The sequence below is a fragment of the Akkermansia muciniphila genome (assembly GCF_018709685.1).
In the GTDB taxonomy this organism is placed as follows: domain Bacteria; phylum Verrucomicrobiota; class Verrucomicrobiia; order Verrucomicrobiales; family Akkermansiaceae; genus Akkermansia; species Akkermansia muciniphila_E.
Genome location: NZ_JABDHQ010000010.1, coordinates 37,212 through 51,696 on the forward strand (window position 1 = coordinate 37,212; position 14,485 = coordinate 51,696).

Genomic DNA, 14,485 nt, shown 5'->3' on the forward strand with positions numbered 1-14,485 from the left:
CCATCCCATGACTGACTCACCTTCCCCGCAACAGCCGTCCGGCGAAACGCTCCCGCCTTCCGAAGATGAAACCCGCTTCGCCCCCAGGGAGGACAGGAACGGCGACGGAGAAAACAAGGACGGCGCTTCCGCCCCTAAAAAACGCCTGAAAACATCCATGGACGTCGTCTCCGAACACGCCGCGGAAGAGGAATCAGCCCAGCAGGAGGAGGCGCAGAAGAAAGCCAGGGGGGACGCCCTGTTCTGGAACCTGTGCCTGGGACTGTTCGGCATCATCGTCATCGGGGCCGGATACATCGTTTATGAAAAATTTTCCCAGCTTCCCGATCCGGTAAGGGACACCCGGGAAGCGCTGGAAGCCAACCATGCCGCCCTCCTGAAAAAGCAGGAACAGTTCAGGGAAATACGGAATAAGACCGCTCCCAAGGAACAGCTTCTCAGCCTGCTGGACATTTTTGAAAACACGGCGACCGACCTGGATGAGACGCAGAAGTCCATTGAGAAGGAAAAAATGCGCGTGGCCGGCATCCGGGGGGAAATCCGCTCCTACTTTGAACGCTACCGCCAGGATGCCCGCGCGAAGGCCCGCGGCCGCAAGTTTGACATCCTCAGAACGGCCCATTCCGGAAAGACCTATCTGAACGTTGAAATCACCCGCGTGGAGAATGAGTTTGTGCGCATCATGCACGAGCAGGGCAGCACTTCCATTCCCGCCGGAGACCTTCCGGACGATATCCGGGAAATGCTGGCTTACGGCGACCCGCTGAACATTACGGCCATGAACCAGACGGACGCCTCCCTTCAGGCCCCCGTCATCCGCCGGGCTCCCATCCCGGCTCCCGCTCCCGCCCCGGATCCCCAGCCCGCCAAGAAGAAAGTGGTGGTGGAAGACCTGGACCCGCCTTCCGGCAAGCCGCAGATTGAAACGCCCACCCATACGGGAGATTCGGACTCCTCCTCTTCCGGCGGCATGTGGGTGCCTCCTGCCCATTCTCCGCTACCCCCCATGTAACTGATTTATTTCCAAATCATGAAAACTATCATCATCCCCGTCGTGGCCGCGCTCGTTGCCGGAATTGCCGGAGCTTCCGAAGCGTGGAGCACCAATCCTGCGGAAGCCATGCAGCAGGCCGCGGCCCAGAAGAAGGGCGTTATGCTGGAATTCACCGGTTCCGACTGGTGCGGCGCCTGCATCATGCAGAAGAAGCAGGCCCTTTCCCTCCCCAAGGTGCAGGAAGGCATCACCGCCGCCTTTATTCCCGTGGAACTGGATTTCCCGCGTAAAAAGCAGCAGGACGAACAGACCAAGGCCATGCTGGAAACCTACAAGAAGTCCTACGGCATCACCGGCTTCCCCACGCTGGTCTTTGCAGACGCCCAGGGACGCCCCGTCCACACCGTCGTAGGCTACGCCAACCCGGACCAGGTCATGAAAGATGCGGCCAAGGCGGCGGAAGCCCTGAAAACCCAGCAGGCCCTGACAAACAAGCTGGCGGGCAGCCTCACGGACGAGCAGCGCCGGGACGCCTTGGTCCAATTGCTGAAAACGGTTCCCCAGTCCAGCATCCCCGCTTTCTACAAGCCGTCCCTGGAAGAACTGGCAAAACTTGACCCGGAGGATGCTTCCGGCATCCGTGCCGAACTGAACAGAAAAGAACTGCTCAATACCCAGAGAGAAGAGCTGGCCGATACGTTCCGGCAGAAAAACGTCCACATCCTGGCGGAACAAAAGCCTGACGAAGCCCTTTCCCTTATGGACGGCTACCTGAAGAAGGACGGGCTTCTTCCGGAAGTCAAACAGGCCGTCCTCATGCAAAAGGTAAACCTGCTCATGCAGCAGAACAGGGTGAATGAACTGGAGCAGCCCCTTAAAGAATCCGTCGCGCTTCTTCCGGACAGCTTTGAAGGAAAGATGTGCGGCAGGCTCCTGGAAAAGCTGCCAGAGATCAAGAAGGAACGGGGCCAGTTGAAGCCGGGGGAAGAACCCCCGCTCCCCCCCGGAGCCATCCGGGCCACTAAAATGATCATTCCCCCGGCCCCCGCAAAAAAATAACCCGTCCTTTCCTGCCGGGTACCGGAGTCTCCGTGCCCGGCAGGTCCGCACATGGATCTTTCCACCAACCACATCCTCACCGTCTTTCTGCTCACCACGCTGGCAGGTCTTGCCACCGGGATAGGGGGCTTCATCGCCTTCTTCATGAAGAGGACGGATACGAAGACGCTTACCTTCGCCCTTGGGTTTTCCGGGGGAGTCATGGTGTACATTTCCCTGGTGGAGCTGCTGGGGGAGGCCCGGCACCGGCTGATGGAATTTGAAGGCCACACGGCAGGCGCCTGGATCGCCATTGCCTCCTTCTTCGGAGGCATCGCCGTGGCGGCCCTAATTGACTACCTGGTGCCGGAAGACGAAAACCCTCACGAAGCGCGCGGCCCGGAGGATATCCACGGACAGGCCAGCGGGGAATTCTCCTCCGCCAAGATTAAAAGGTCCGGCATCCTCTTTGCCCTGGCCATCGGCATCCATAACTTCCCGGAAGGGATCGCCACCTTTGCCGCCGGGCTGGATTCCCTGACGCTGGGCACGTCCATCGCCCTGGCCGTGGCCGTCCACAACATTCCGGAAGGAGTCGCCGTAGCGGTTCCCCTTTACTACGGCACGGGCAACCGTAAAAAGGCCCTCTTCTACTCCTTCCTGTCCGGGCTGGCGGAACCGGTGGGCGCGGCCATCGCCATGCTCTTCCTGTTCCACTTCCTCACGCCCACCGTGCTGGCCATCCTCTTTGCCTCCGTGGCGGGTATCATGGTGTTCATTTCCTTTGATGAACTGCTGCCTATGGCGGAACGCTGGGGCCACCATCACATTTCCATCATGGGCATCATTGCCGGCATGCTGCTGATGGCTGTCGTGCTGATCTGAACCGGCTCCTGACGGGGAAAATTTTCCGTGTCCTGAAAACACGCCGCATTGAGCATTTCCCGGCATCAGGGGGTCTAACCGGAAACCCCCTTTCTCCTCCATGCCGGACTCCCCTGCTACCCCTGCTACCCCTGCTACTCCTGCTACTCCTGCTACTCCTGCTACTCCTGCTACTCCTGCTACTCCTGCTACTCCTGCTACCCCTGTTACCCCTGCTACCCCTGCTCCCGCCGCTCCGGCACCTTCCCCCGCCCTTCCTTCCCCTTCATCCCCCCTTGCCTGCTGGAAAAAAGGGTTCCGGCATTATGCGGATTTCCGGGGCTGCGCCTCCCGCGCGGAATTCTGGTGGTTCATGGCGCTTCCCCTTCTGGCCCTGATTCCGGCCCTGGCGGGGTACATCCTGACGGATTGGCTCCATATTCCGGATACAAGGTTGAGCATTTACGGAGACGCGCTGACCATCCTCCTGTGGGCGGCCCTGATCGTTCCCTGCGCCGCGGCGGCATTCAGACGCCTGCATGACACGGGCAGAAGCGGCTTCTGGGTTCTTTCCCTGCTGCTTCCCTTCGGCCTGGGGCACCTGATCTTTTTCTACCTGACGCTGGGTGAAAGCAAGACGGCCGGCAATAAGTACTGCCGCCGTCCGGGCGCACCGCCCGCCAACGCTCCCGCCACTGCCGGAGACACGCCTGAAAAGCCCTTCACGCCGTTTTACCTTTACTGGCTCATCAGCCTCAGGAAGCTGACCACGCTGGCCGGACGCGCCTCCCGTGCGGAGTTCTGGTCCTTCTTCCTCCTTTCCGTGCTTCTGTTCCTGCCGCTGGGCTACAGCATGATCGACGTGGGCAGCAACCCGCTGGGGTTCTATGTTTCCCCGTCCCGGCAAATTCTGGCATACACCACCCATCCGCAGGATGCCCTCATCCTGCTGGCCCACGCCTGTTTCAATCCTACCTTTTACTTTTTCTACCAGTCCGGGGAGCTGAGCATGCTTTCCCTGGAGCTTCTGGCCACCGTGGCCGGGCTCAATATCTTGTTCAACATACCCGTGGCCGTACGGCGCCTGCATGACAGCAACCTGAGCGGAAAATTCATCCTGATTCCCATCCTGATTTTCATCGTCACCTTTGTGCTGGTTTTCCTGCTGCGCCTGATTCCGGGGGATATGGCCCCCTACGTGGCCTATCTGGCCATGGCCTCCAACCTGATGGACCTGTTTTCCATCCTCTTCCTGTCCATGATGCTGCTCAAAAGCTCTTCCGGCGCCAATGACTACGGCGTGCTTCCGCAAAAAATAACCGTATCCTGAGAACAGGATACGGTTGAAAAGCAATCAAGCCGCACAGGCAGCGGCTTTTGCCTGAAGGCGCGGAGCGTCAGTCCCCGAAGCACACGCCCAGGTCGCGAGCCGTGCGCACAAGCTGGCAGTCCGGGTCCACCAGCTTCAGGGTCTTCACGGCCTCCTCAATGGGGACGGCCGTCATCTTGGTCCCCCGCAGGGCCACCATGCAGCTGAACTTGCCCTTTTCCACCAGTTCCACGGCGTAACTGCCGAACCGGACGCCCAGAATGCGGTCATAGGCGCAAGGGGAGCCGCCGCGCTGGATGTGGCCCAGCACGCAGGAGCGGGTTTCAATACCCGTGGCTTCTTCCAGTTTTTTAGAGATCACCTTGCCGATGCCTCCCAGGCGCACTTCCCCCTGGGTCTTTTCATCCAGCAGCACCAGTTCATCCGCCAGGCGCGCGCCTTCGGACACCACCACCAGGATTTCCCGCTGCCCGGCAGCCTTGCGCGCCTTGATGCATTCCACCACGTTTTCAATGGAGAACGGTATTTCCGGCAGCAGAATCACATCCGCGCTTCCGGCGATGCCGCCTTCCAGGGCAATCCACCCCGCATGGCGCCCCATCACTTCCACCACCATCATGCGCTGGTGCGCATTCGCCGTGGTTTCCAGGCGGTCCAGGGATTCGGAGACGATGGAAACGGCGCTGTAGAAGCCGAAGGTCACATCCGTCGCGCCCAGGTCGTTGTCAATGGTCTTGGGCACTCCCACCACGGGAAGGCCTATTTCAGAAAGCAAAAGGGCCGTGGACTGGGAGCCGTCCCCGCCGACGACGATCAGGGCATCCAGGCCCAATCGCCGGATGGTGGCTTTTGTCTTTTCCAGCACGGCGGGCTCAATCGCCCCTTTCTGGTCCACGCCCACCTTGATGGCGAAGTTTCCCTTGTTCACGGTTCCCAGGATGGTGCCTCCCTTGGCGCGCAATCCGCGGCATCCGGCAGGGGTCAGCCATTCAAACCGTTCATCATCCTCCGTGGACAGAAGTCCCTCAAACCCATCGTAAAAACCGACAACGTTCCAGCCGCGGCGGGAAGCCGCGCCCACGACACCTTCAATAACTGCATTCAACCCGGGAGAGTCACCCCCGCTATTCAAAACACCGATGTTCATATTCGGTGTCCCTTATAGCAGAAAATTCCGGGGCCGTCTACTTCCTATCGCTTCTCTGCTCCAGATTTCACGGGAAGCTGGACGAACTCCTTGGGGTCCTTCATGTCCATGCCGGAAGCCTGCCAGTTTTCCCACACCCGCCAGCCGCTGGTCATCATCTGCTTGGCCAGGGGATAACGTTGCGCAGAGCCCAGCACCACAATGATCATGCGCTGGGGGTAAATCACCTCCGTGCCCGTCTGGGGACTGCGGCGGGAAATGGCGTTGCGCGTGACGCTGAGCAGCAGGCAGGGGCCGGCGGCGCGGGAGGTGCCCGCCTTGATGCCGTCCACGCCGGGGGAGCTCATGAGCTTGTTGTTGTTGGAGATGTCGTACATCGTCATTCCCTTGGTCTGGGACTGCACGCCGATGCGGCGGCTCGCCTGGGAGACAATGTAGCAGAAGGCCGGATTCTGCATGCTGTACGCGCCCAGCAGGGCCATGTCCAGCGCGCAGGATTCGGAAACGGAGTTGCCCGCGTCCAGCCCGTGGGGGGCGGTGAAGCGCGTCTTGGACATTTTCAGGGAGCGGGCCAGATTGTTCATTTCCGTCACGAAGGCGCCAATGGGGGAACCGCCGCCACGGCGGGAGACCAAATCACGGCCCACAAAGGAGGCGACCGTCAGGGCGGACACGTTGTCCGAGCCCAGCAGGGTGGAGTACAGCGCGTCCCGGAGCGTCAGGCGGTCGCCCGGCTGAAGGTCCATGGGATTGCCGGCGCGGAGTCCGAATGCCTCCTGGGGAACGGCGATGAAGGTGTCCAGCGGCAGGCGCGTGCGGGCCACCCAGTCCAGCGCGACCATGGCGGTGGCTACCTGGGAAAGGCTGGCTACTGGCCTTCTGGCTTCCGCATTGGAGCTGAAAAGGAGTTTGCCGGAATTGGCCTCAATGGCGATGTAACTGGGCTTTTCCTGCGCCCGGGCGGAGAACTGGAATACACAGGCCAGGGTCAGGAGGAATAGAGATAGCTTTTTCATGGCGGGACCGGCGGGATAGTGCCCGTTCCCCCCGCATTTGGAAAGTCTAAAATGTTTTCCATGCACCACTTATATGTCATGACACGGAAAAACGCATTGACCTTTCGCCTCCTATCCTATTTGTTGGAGGAAGCCGTCCCCTCCAACGGGAGCGTTACGACCTGCCCAGCGCCATGACCAGCATTCAATTCTTCTACAGCCGGGACTTCCCGGGAAACGCCCTGCGCTCCAACGCCCGCCAGGCGCTGGAGCATCTGGGCATGAATGTGGAAATACAGGAGACGGAAGCCTCTCCGGGACAGGCTGAATGCACGCTGCCCGCCCTCGCCATTGACGGGGAAATCGTCGTTTCCGGCGTGGAGCCTTCCGTGCGTGAGCTGGAACTCCTCTTTGAAGACCGCGCGCGGATGCAGGAAGAGGAATCCTTCTGCGGAGCGTGCGGCATGGAGTGCGGCGGCATGAATGGTGCGGCGGGCTGCGCCGGGTGCGGGAAGAACGGAGGGAACCCCGGCATGGCGGGCAAAATCATCGGCTTTGTGATCCTGCTCATCATCCTGTTCACGGCGGTAAAAATCCTCTCCTGACCATTCCCCGTGCGCAGAAAGCGCCGCGAATGGATGCGCCTTCCCCTCCCCACGGCGGCTTTCCAAGCGGCAGGCCCACTCTTATTCCGTCCACGTGAGCAGGCTTGATAATTTCTTGAATTCCCCTCTCCAGCAGGACACAGTAGCGGCATGCGCTCCTTCTTCGGTTCCATTCTCCTGATCCTGGTGCTGGCCGCCCTTGGCGCCACCATTTATTACCACTGGTCCACCAATTCCCACCTGGAATTCGAACTCCGCAATCCTGACGAACCGGAGAAAACCATCCAGGTCATCAACATGGAAAAGCGCGCCGCCTCTCCTCAACCCGCCCCTGCCGCGGAAGAACCCATCCCCTTTGCGGAAGAGATTCCGGCTCCCGCGCCCGCCCCGGCGGAAGCCGCGGAATCCTAACCCCTCCCCCCTGTTCCATTTCATGAAACCGGTCATCGGATACACGCTGGGCGACCAGTCGGGCATAGGCCCGGAAGTCATTTCCGCCGCGCTCGCCTCCGGAGAACTCCCGGAGGAAGCGGAATACCGCCTCATCGGCGCCAGAGCGGACGTTCCGGTGGGAAGGCCTAATTCTGAATCCGCCAAATACGCCTTTGAACATCTGGAACAGGCTGCACAAGCCCTCCGGGAAGGAGCCGTTGACGCCGTGGTCACCGCCCCCGTCTGCAAGGAGACCCTGCATGAAGCAGGGTTCCGCTGGCCCGGACAGACGGAATTCTTTGCGGAACGCCTGGAAACGGACAATTACGCCATGTGCCTGACCGGAAAACGGCTGACGGTGGGCCTGGCAACCATCCATACGTCCCTTCAACGCGTGCCGTCCCTGCTGAACACCGCGGAGCTGGTCCGCATCGGGACCCTGCTGAAGGATTTCTGCCTCCGCAAGGGAATCCGCCGCCCGCGCATCGCCCTGGCGGCCCTGAACCCCCATGCGGGAGAGCACGGGGCTTTCGGGAATGAGGACGGAGCCATCATTGCCCCGGCCGTGGAACAACTGGGCATTTCATGCCCGGATGCCGTGTTTGACGGTCCTGCCGTCCCGGACTGCGTATACCGTGACGCCGTGGAAGGCTGCTATGACGCCGTGCTGGCCCCGTACCATGACCAGGGTCTGATTCCGCTGAAACTGGTGGACTTCCATACCGCCGTCAACGTCACCCTGGGCCTTCCGCGTCCCCGGCTGAGTCCTGACCACGGAACCGCTTTCAACCTGGCGGGCACCGGAAAGGCCAATCCTTCCAGCACCATCCATGCCTTCCAACTGGCCGTCCGGATGGCGCAGCCGCGTTAACGGCCCTCTTCCTTCCGGAGTTTTTCCCGCCACACCCGGGCGCGCCGGGCCGGAAAGGACATCCAGTATCGAATCGTTTCCTCCTCCAGCGGATCGGCCTTCTCTCCCTCCTCCTGCTTCAGCAGGAGAGGAAAGACCGTCAACAGGTCTCCGATGGAATTTTCCATCAACTGCGGGTCATGTTCCTGCTTTTGAAGCCAGCACCATTGTTCAGGAGTCAACGGAGGAAGTTTGGAAATTCTTTCCGTCTCCTCCACCTTACGATCCGCACTGCGCCGGATCAGCAGAAACTTCCTTTCCCGGGAAATCCGCGAAACCGCATCTTTCATCATCTCCAGAACCCCGTCATTCCAACAGCTTTCCAGGGCCTTCTCCAGGCGCCCGTTGACCAGCGGGTCATTCCTCAGCATGGAAGACAGGGAATATTCATGAGTCAATTTCCAGGCCAGCAATTTTTCATAGGAGTCACCGTCCGGGGAGGACGGCAAGGGCAATTCCGCGCCGGCGATCAGGTCATCCAGGGAATCAATCGCTGTCTTGGAGACCCACATCAGCCTGCCCAGCGCGGCAAATCCCTCTTCCGCCTCTTCATGGGTTATGACGCCGTCATTTTCAAGTTCCGATAGGGAGACGGTCTTCTCCTCCCCGTCCTTTTCCCACCTTTCCTCCAATTTCCTGTACAACCGGACTTCCGCGTCAGCCATTCGGCACCACTCCCTCGTGGCAGGCTCACCGGACATGAACGCTTCCCGCCACGACTTTTCCAGCCGATCCGCCTCCCGGTTCAATTCCTCCACCACTTTTTTACAGGAGGCGGAGTCCTTCACCCGGCTGCTGATCGTCTCCACAGCCCTGGCAAATGCATCATCCTCTACCATGTCCTCCACCACATCCACCATCCGGACGCCGGAACGGGCGCTACCGCAGCAAAGGCACCCGGCAAGAAGCGCCATGCAAAACAATTTCATCATGAACGGATCATTGTCAACCGCGCACGGAAAGTCAACCCCTTCCGGGCTTTGCCTCCTTTATTCCCACCCAAGGCGGGAATAAAATGCGGGAAACGGGCCGTTCCCCAAAACAAGGTAAAAAATAGGCTTGCTTTCTGGCGGCAATCATTGCACCTTACTTGCCCGCAAGGTGCGCACCGTTCGCACGACACATTTCTAATTATCACAAGACCATGAGAAATTACGAAGCTCTTATCGTATTCAACATGAAGGGTACGGAAACCCCCGTTGAGGAGTTGATCAATACCGTAGCCGCTACGATGAAGGAAGAAGGCGCCGACATCACCAAGACCGAAAACGCCGGACGCCGTGAATTCGCCTATGAATCCAACCACCTTTCCGCCGGCCAGTATGTGACCTACACGTTCTCCGCGGAACCTTCCGCCATCAGGACCATCCGCGAACGCCTCCGCCTGAATCCCCAGATTCACCTTCAGTACTACAAGGTGATCGCCTAAATCCGGCACATGCGGACGAAGCATCTGCTCCTTGCTTTTTTACTGAAAGGACCGCCTCTTTACGGAGGCGGTCCTTTTCTTTACGGGTAATTTACTCTTCAAAAACGCACGCTTGCGCCTCTTTAATAGACATTGGCCGCTTTTGAGGCGATGTTCCGCAGCAACTGGCGGATGGGGGCAACAGGAGGCAGATTTTCCACGCCGTATTCCCTGGCAATTTTTTCCATGTGGGGAAAGCTGATCCACGTGCTGCCTTCCTTATCTTCCCACACGGCAATGCGCAGGGGCAGTTCCGTAGCAATGCCCGGATTTCCGAGCATCAGATTGGTGCCTACCTTGGGGGAGCCAAAAATGACCACCTTGGAGGGAGGCATTTCCAGCCCCGCTTCACGGGCATTTTTTCCGTGGTCAATCCTGGCGAAGACGGGGATGGATTTTTCCTCCAGAATCTTTTCAATGCGTTCCATGGTTTCATCCACGCCGAACACGCTTTCATAAAGATACAGGGAATTGTCATCCAGCTGGCCGGAGCCGAGCTTGGGATCCAGCGCTCCGGCAATGCGGCGCGCCAGGTTGGTCAGGTCCACGCCTTCCTTGTTCGCCGTCAGGGTCACGCACACCAGTTCGGAAGGGGCCGTGAACCGGCAGATGTAGGAGGAAAAGCCGGGAACGCCGCCCTTGATGTCCATCAGGCCCTTGTGGTGCGGGAACTGCCAGCCCGCCATGGCCGGGACGATTTTTCCATTGTCCAGGCGGATGGGCTTGTAAATCATGTCCCGGTGCTTTTCATCCTTCACCAGGATGGAGCCGGCCAGGCAAATGTCCCAGAAGCTGATTTCCTGCGGAGTGGACCAGATGTCGGAAAAGCCGCGCAGGGAGGAGCGCGCAGGCGGAGGAACGGATTTCACGGCCCCGTCCTTCACGGCATATCCCGCCGCCGTTTCCGCCGGGTTCACATATCCCACACGGGATTTGAAGAGGGTATGCTCATTGTCATGCCCACGCACGTTATCCTGCTGTACGGCTCCCAGATCCTTGCCGAACACCGTGTGCTGAAGGCCCAGGGGCTGGAACTGGTTTTCCCGGACAAATTCTTCATAAGGCATGCCCGCTACCGCATCAATGACCATGGACAGGAGCAGGAAGTTCGTGGCGCTCTGGCGCACGTCCGTTCCGGAGGGGAATTCCAGGCCGTTCAGCCTGACCAGGGAAAGGAGTTCTCCCGGATCATAATCCCTACCCATGTCAAACTGGGGGGATTTCCTGTAATCCGGAATGCCGGAAGAGTGCTGCAACAGCTGGAGCACGGAGACGTTCTGCCAGGCTTCCGGCAGCCCCGCCACGTAGCGGGAAATCTTGTCATGGATGTCCATTTTCCCTTTCTCCACCAGCTGGAAGGCGGCTATGGCGGCATATCCCTGGGAGATTTCCGCCGCAGGCCACAGGGTGTTGGTGGAAGCGAGAAGGCCGGTTTCCGCATTGGACACGCCGTAACCCACTACGCGGGGAATGTAGGGGGCCTGGACAATCGCAAGGGTCATGCCGGGAATTTTTTCCTCCTGCATGAAATCGTAAATCAACTGGTCCATGGACTGGCCCAGGTATTCTACCCTGGAGTCTCCACGCCCCTGGGACGGGAGATGAATGGCTGCTGAATCTTGAGTGGACATGTTATTGGGGGTTTTGTTTGCATGCGCGGGGATGCCGCCCAGCATGCACGCGCATGCGAGTATCTCCCCTGTTAACCTGAACGAATTATTCATGGCGCCTGTTTTATAAGACCCCATTTCCTGCATACGGTTCATTCAGCTTGTCATCAGCATTCCCAAAATGCCGCAGAAAAAAAATACAACACCACCCTCTCCCCTCCTCCGGGGAAGAGTTCCGCCAGGCCAGGTTCCCGCCACGGAAGGATTACAGGGACACGAAGTTTTCCAGCAGCTTTACGCCCAGCTTCTGGCTTTTTTCCGGATGGAACTGGGTGGCTACCAGATTCCCGCGCCTGATGGCGGCGGCAAAGCGCACGCCGTACGTGCAGAAGGCGGCCGCCAGGGAGTCATCCTCCGGACGGGGATAATAGGAATGCACAAAGTAGAAGTACGGGTCCTCCCCCATGCCCTTCCAGACGGGGTCCGCAGGATCGGAGAGGGTGAGCCGGTTCCATCCCATGTGGGGCACCTTGAGTTCCGATTCCGGGAAACGGACAACGCTTCCCTTGAAGATGCCCAGCCCGGGCACCTCCCCGTCTTCCTCACCGCTTTCAAAGAGGACCTGATAACCTACGCAGATACCCAGGAACGGCCTGTCCCGTTCTATCCAGGTCCGGATCAGCGGCACCAGCTCCTGGCGGCGCAGTTTTTCCGCACAGTCCCCAAAGGCTCCCACGCCCGGCAGCACCAGATGGGTGACGCCTGCCGCATCTTCCGGCGTGCGGACCAGATGCCCGTTCACGCCGGCGGCCTCAAAGGTGTTCAGAACGCTGCGGAGGTTGCCCGCGCCGTAATCAATCACGCCGAGTTTCATGGGCTTACAGCATTCCCTTGGTTGAAGGAAGGGTTCCGGCAGCCCTGGGATCAATGGCGGCAGCCTGGCGCAGCGCGCGGGCAATGCCCTTGAAGATGGATTCCGCGATGTGGTGGCCGTCCCGGCCGTAAAGCACTTCCACGTGCAGGTTGCAGCGCAGGTTGTTGGCCAGGGCGCGGCAGAATTCCTCACAGAGGGTCAGCGGAAAGTTGGGAGCGTCCGGCAGGCCGCCCTCCGGAATGCGGAAGACCACGTACGGGCGGTTGCTCAGGTCCATCACCACGCGCGTCAGGGTTTCATCCATGGGCAGGTAGGAACAGCCGTAACGGGCAATTCCCTTCTTGTCCCCCAGCGCGTTTTTGATGCATTCACCCAGAACGATTCCCACGTCCTCCACCGTGTGGTGGGCGTCCACGTCCAGGTCTCCCCTGGCTTGAAGAGTGAGGTCCGTCAGGGAATGGCGGGCCAGCAAATCCAGCATGTGGTCAAAAAACGCATGGCCCGTGGCGATAGCGGCGCATCCCGTGCCGTCCAGGTTCAGTTCCATGCTGATGTCCGTTTCACCGGTGACCCGTTTGCAAGAAGCGTTCCTCATGCGACTCTTCTATACCGAAGCCGCTACGGAAGAAAGCAGGAAATACCCCATGGGGAAAGATTTGCCCCCTTTTTTCCTCAAAAAACGGCATGGCCCGGTAAAAGGGCCATGACGCAGGGCCTCCGCCGTCAGAAAAAGTCCCGGGAGGATTTTGCAGGTTGAAGGAACGGAATGGACCCGACAAACAGGGCGGACTGAGTTTTTATTTAATCCGTCCTGTCCGTAAAGCCCGTTCCCGCGGCGCTTTCCGGAGGATGTTTTCTACGGGAAGGAGCCGGATTATTTTTTCTTGGCCTTGGCGGCGGCAGCCCGCTCTTCCTGGCGTTTTTTGTCCCGGTCTTCACGGGCCTTGCGCGCGGCTTCCGCGCGTTCCGCGCGTTCGCGGGCGCGTTGTTCCTGAAGGCCCACGCGCACCGTTTCCGTCAGTTCCTCATAGTATTCCCGGGGAACCTGGGCGGTGCGTACATCCGCAAGGGCCTCCATGGCCTCGTCAAATTTCTTCTCGTCACACAGGCTCCAGGCCTTTTCCAGAGCGGCGGAGCCGGCGCCTTTTTCCGGTTCCTGGTTTTTCAGGCGTTCCGCATCCGTGTTGGCAACCAGCTTGACGTCCCTCATGGCTTCCAGGGAACCTGCAGTAGGTTCATACCAGCGGTCCCCGCGCTCCTTGACCTTCTTGCGGTAGGCCCGGTACACTTCCGTGAGCTGGTTTTCACGCTCGCGGATGGCGGTCTGCTTTTTCTGGAAAGCTTCCATCAGGAGCTGGCGCTGTTCTTTCGTCAGCTTGGGATCCCCACGGCGCTTTTCCTCCTCTTTTCTCAACGTTTCACGTTCCTTTTCCAGAGATTTTTCCTTGGCGGCTATCATGACCTCCAGCCTCCGGTTAAGCTGGCCGGAGATTCTAACAGCATCCGGATAGGCGTCCGCCAGGGCGGCGGAGCCGGGGTAGCCGTCGCGCATGCGGTCATACACGGCCATGGCCTGGTAGGGATTGCGGGCGGCAAGCGCCTTGAAGCGCTTCAGCAGTTTGCCGGCCTCATGGTCGTACTTGGTGCGCACGGTCACTTCCGCCTCATCTTTGGCTTCCTGCGCGGCCTGGGCGCCTTCCACCAGCTTCTTTTCCTCCAGCAGGACCACCACCCTGGCCCGCGCTTTCACGGCGGCGTCATGGGCCAGCCCCTGGGGATTCTTCTTGATGACCTTGTCCAGATCGGCCACGGCGCTCTCCAGCTCCTTGGCGTTCATGGCTTCCGGCTTGGCGTATGTCTTGGCGATCTTGGCGGCCTCCAGTTCATCCGGAGTCGCCTTCTTGATGGATTCAATCAATTCCCTCTTGATGGTCAGGGAATCCTTGATTCCTCCGGCCACGGGAACCAGGAGGCTCACGCTTTCCGGGGTTTCCACCTCCACGGTGCAATCCTTGTAAATGGTTCCATCCTTGAGTTTTACTTCATCCGCCGCAGCAAGCGGAACGAGTGCGGCCAGTGCCAACATGAGGGACTTGTTCATAAATCTAAGGCTTTTTCCAAATTGATCTGACGAGTACGTATCCTGCACTTTACCAGAAGACACCATCTTGGCGACAAAAAAAAGCCCGGAGCCGTAAAAACGGTTCCGGGCCCTGAG

At 59.5% G+C, this 14,485-nt stretch carries 15 protein-coding genes; 8 read left to right on the forward strand and 7 right to left on the reverse strand.

The window, feature by feature from the left end:
• Positions 1-7: 7 nt before the first annotated feature.
• The 4 genes from HHJ06_RS07850 (at position 8) to HHJ06_RS07865 (ending at position 4,226) form a co-directional block, all read left to right on the forward strand.
• Entirely contained in the window at positions 8-1,012 is a 1,005-nt protein-coding gene (locus HHJ06_RS07850; RefSeq protein ID WP_215428794.1) for a hypothetical protein, read from the forward strand.
• A gap of 18 nt (positions 1,013-1,030) precedes the next feature.
• On the forward strand, positions 1,031-2,053 hold the full coding sequence (locus tag HHJ06_RS07855; RefSeq protein ID WP_215428795.1) for a thioredoxin family protein: 1,023 nt from the start codon (positions 1,031-1,033) through the stop codon (positions 2,051-2,053).
• A gap of 51 nt (positions 2,054-2,104) precedes the next feature.
• Positions 2,105-2,917: a zinc transporter ZupT gene (zupT, locus tag HHJ06_RS07860; RefSeq protein WP_215428796.1), complete on the forward strand. Its 813-nt coding sequence runs from the start codon at positions 2,105-2,107 to the stop codon at positions 2,915-2,917.
• 100 nt (positions 2,918-3,017) lie between these two features.
• Positions 3,018-4,226 carry a DUF805 domain-containing protein gene (locus HHJ06_RS07865; protein ID WP_215428797.1) on the forward strand — a complete coding sequence of 403 codons (1,209 nt, stop codon included), beginning with the start codon at positions 3,018-3,020 and terminating at the stop codon, positions 4,224-4,226.
• Between the two features lie 67 nt (positions 4,227-4,293).
• Here HHJ06_RS07865 and HHJ06_RS07870 read toward each other — a convergent pair whose 3' ends face one another.
• Positions 4,294-5,373, reverse strand: a complete 1,080-nt coding sequence (locus tag HHJ06_RS07870; protein ID WP_215428798.1) for a 6-phosphofructokinase — start codon at positions 5,371-5,373, stop codon at positions 4,294-4,296.
• A 44-nt stretch (positions 5,374-5,417) separates the two neighbouring features.
• Positions 5,418-6,389, reverse strand: a complete 972-nt coding sequence (locus HHJ06_RS07875; protein WP_215428799.1) for a D-alanyl-D-alanine carboxypeptidase family protein — start codon at positions 6,387-6,389, stop codon at positions 5,418-5,420.
• Positions 6,390-6,562: 173 nt separating this feature from the next.
• Between HHJ06_RS07875 and HHJ06_RS07880 the strand changes: the two genes are divergently transcribed.
• From HHJ06_RS07880 to pdxA, 3 genes are all read left to right on the forward strand, one after another.
• Positions 6,563-6,973 (forward strand): thioredoxin family protein, encoded by a 411-nt coding sequence (locus HHJ06_RS07880; protein WP_215428800.1) that lies wholly within the window; start codon positions 6,563-6,565, stop codon positions 6,971-6,973.
• Between the two features lie 150 nt (positions 6,974-7,123).
• A complete protein-coding gene (locus HHJ06_RS07885; protein WP_215428801.1) occupies positions 7,124-7,384 on the forward strand; it encodes a hypothetical protein in 261 nt (86 codons plus the stop codon).
• A 22-nt stretch (positions 7,385-7,406) separates the two neighbouring features.
• Positions 7,407-8,276, forward strand: a complete 870-nt coding sequence (pdxA, locus tag HHJ06_RS07890; RefSeq protein WP_215428802.1) for a 4-hydroxythreonine-4-phosphate dehydrogenase PdxA — start codon at positions 7,407-7,409, stop codon at positions 8,274-8,276.
• Here pdxA and HHJ06_RS07895 read toward each other — a convergent pair.
• Positions 8,273-9,247, reverse strand: a complete 975-nt coding sequence (locus HHJ06_RS07895; RefSeq protein WP_215428803.1) for a hypothetical protein — start codon at positions 9,245-9,247, stop codon at positions 8,273-8,275. The genes pdxA and HHJ06_RS07895 overlap by 4 nt on opposite strands.
• A gap of 212 nt (positions 9,248-9,459) precedes the next feature.
• On the opposite strand from HHJ06_RS07895, the gene rpsF reads away from it, so the two are divergent.
• The gene (gene rpsF / locus HHJ06_RS07900) at positions 9,460-9,744 is read left to right on the forward strand and encodes a 30S ribosomal protein S6 (protein ID WP_102714517.1); all 285 of its coding nucleotides are present in this window, start codon (positions 9,460-9,462) and stop codon (positions 9,742-9,744) included.
• Positions 9,745-9,866: 122 nt separating this feature from the next.
• On the opposite strand, the gene HHJ06_RS07905 is transcribed toward rpsF, so the two are convergent.
• From HHJ06_RS07905 to HHJ06_RS07920, 4 genes are all read right to left on the reverse strand, one after another.
• Positions 9,867-11,414: a serine hydrolase gene (locus HHJ06_RS07905; RefSeq protein WP_215428804.1), complete on the reverse strand. Its 1,548-nt coding sequence runs from the start codon at positions 11,412-11,414 to the stop codon at positions 9,867-9,869.
• A 244-nt stretch (positions 11,415-11,658) separates the two neighbouring features.
• On the reverse strand, positions 11,659-12,267 hold the full coding sequence (gene hisH / locus HHJ06_RS07910) for an imidazole glycerol phosphate synthase subunit HisH (protein ID WP_215428805.1): 609 nt from the start codon (positions 12,265-12,267) through the stop codon (positions 11,659-11,661).
• Between the two features lie 4 nt (positions 12,268-12,271).
• A complete protein-coding gene (gene hisB, locus HHJ06_RS07915; protein WP_215428806.1) occupies positions 12,272-12,862 on the reverse strand; it encodes an imidazoleglycerol-phosphate dehydratase HisB in 591 nt (196 codons plus the stop codon).
• Positions 12,863-13,141: 279 nt separating this feature from the next.
• Entirely contained in the window at positions 13,142-14,368 is a 1,227-nt protein-coding gene (locus HHJ06_RS07920) for a hypothetical protein (protein ID WP_215428807.1), read from the reverse strand.
• Between the last annotated feature and the right edge of the window lie 117 nt (positions 14,369-14,485).

Excerpts from the sequence above, each read along its gene's own strand:
- HHJ06_RS07850 (WP_215428794.1), top strand. The coding sequence starts at position 8 with ATGACTGACTCACCTTCCCCGCAACAGCCGTCCGGCGAAACGCTCCCG.
- HHJ06_RS07855 (WP_215428795.1), top strand. The coding sequence starts at position 1,031 with ATGAAAACTATCATCATCCCCGTCGTGGCCGCGCTCGTTGCCGGAATT.
- zupT (WP_215428796.1), top strand. The coding sequence starts at position 2,105 with ATGGATCTTTCCACCAACCACATCCTCACCGTCTTTCTGCTCACCACG.
- HHJ06_RS07865 (WP_215428797.1), top strand. The coding sequence starts at position 3,018 with ATGCCGGACTCCCCTGCTACCCCTGCTACCCCTGCTACTCCTGCTACT.
- HHJ06_RS07870 (WP_215428798.1), bottom strand. The coding sequence starts at position 5,373 with ATGAACATCGGTGTTTTGAATAGCGGGGGTGACTCTCCCGGGTTGAAT.
- HHJ06_RS07875 (WP_215428799.1), bottom strand. The coding sequence starts at position 6,389 with ATGAAAAAGCTATCTCTATTCCTCCTGACCCTGGCCTGTGTATTCCAG.
- HHJ06_RS07880 (WP_215428800.1), top strand. The coding sequence starts at position 6,563 with ATGACCAGCATTCAATTCTTCTACAGCCGGGACTTCCCGGGAAACGCC.
- HHJ06_RS07885 (WP_215428801.1), top strand. The coding sequence starts at position 7,124 with ATGCGCTCCTTCTTCGGTTCCATTCTCCTGATCCTGGTGCTGGCCGCC.
- pdxA (WP_215428802.1), top strand. The coding sequence starts at position 7,407 with ATGAAACCGGTCATCGGATACACGCTGGGCGACCAGTCGGGCATAGGC.
- HHJ06_RS07895 (WP_215428803.1), bottom strand. The coding sequence starts at position 9,247 with ATGATGAAATTGTTTTGCATGGCGCTTCTTGCCGGGTGCCTTTGCTGC.
- rpsF (WP_102714517.1), top strand. The coding sequence starts at position 9,460 with ATGAGAAATTACGAAGCTCTTATCGTATTCAACATGAAGGGTACGGAA.
- HHJ06_RS07905 (WP_215428804.1), bottom strand. The coding sequence starts at position 11,414 with ATGTCCACTCAAGATTCAGCAGCCATTCATCTCCCGTCCCAGGGGCGT.
- hisH (WP_215428805.1), bottom strand. The coding sequence starts at position 12,267 with ATGAAACTCGGCGTGATTGATTACGGCGCGGGCAACCTCCGCAGCGTT.
- hisB (WP_215428806.1), bottom strand. The coding sequence starts at position 12,862 with ATGAGGAACGCTTCTTGCAAACGGGTCACCGGTGAAACGGACATCAGC.
- HHJ06_RS07920 (WP_215428807.1), bottom strand. The coding sequence starts at position 14,368 with ATGAACAAGTCCCTCATGTTGGCACTGGCCGCACTCGTTCCGCTTGCT.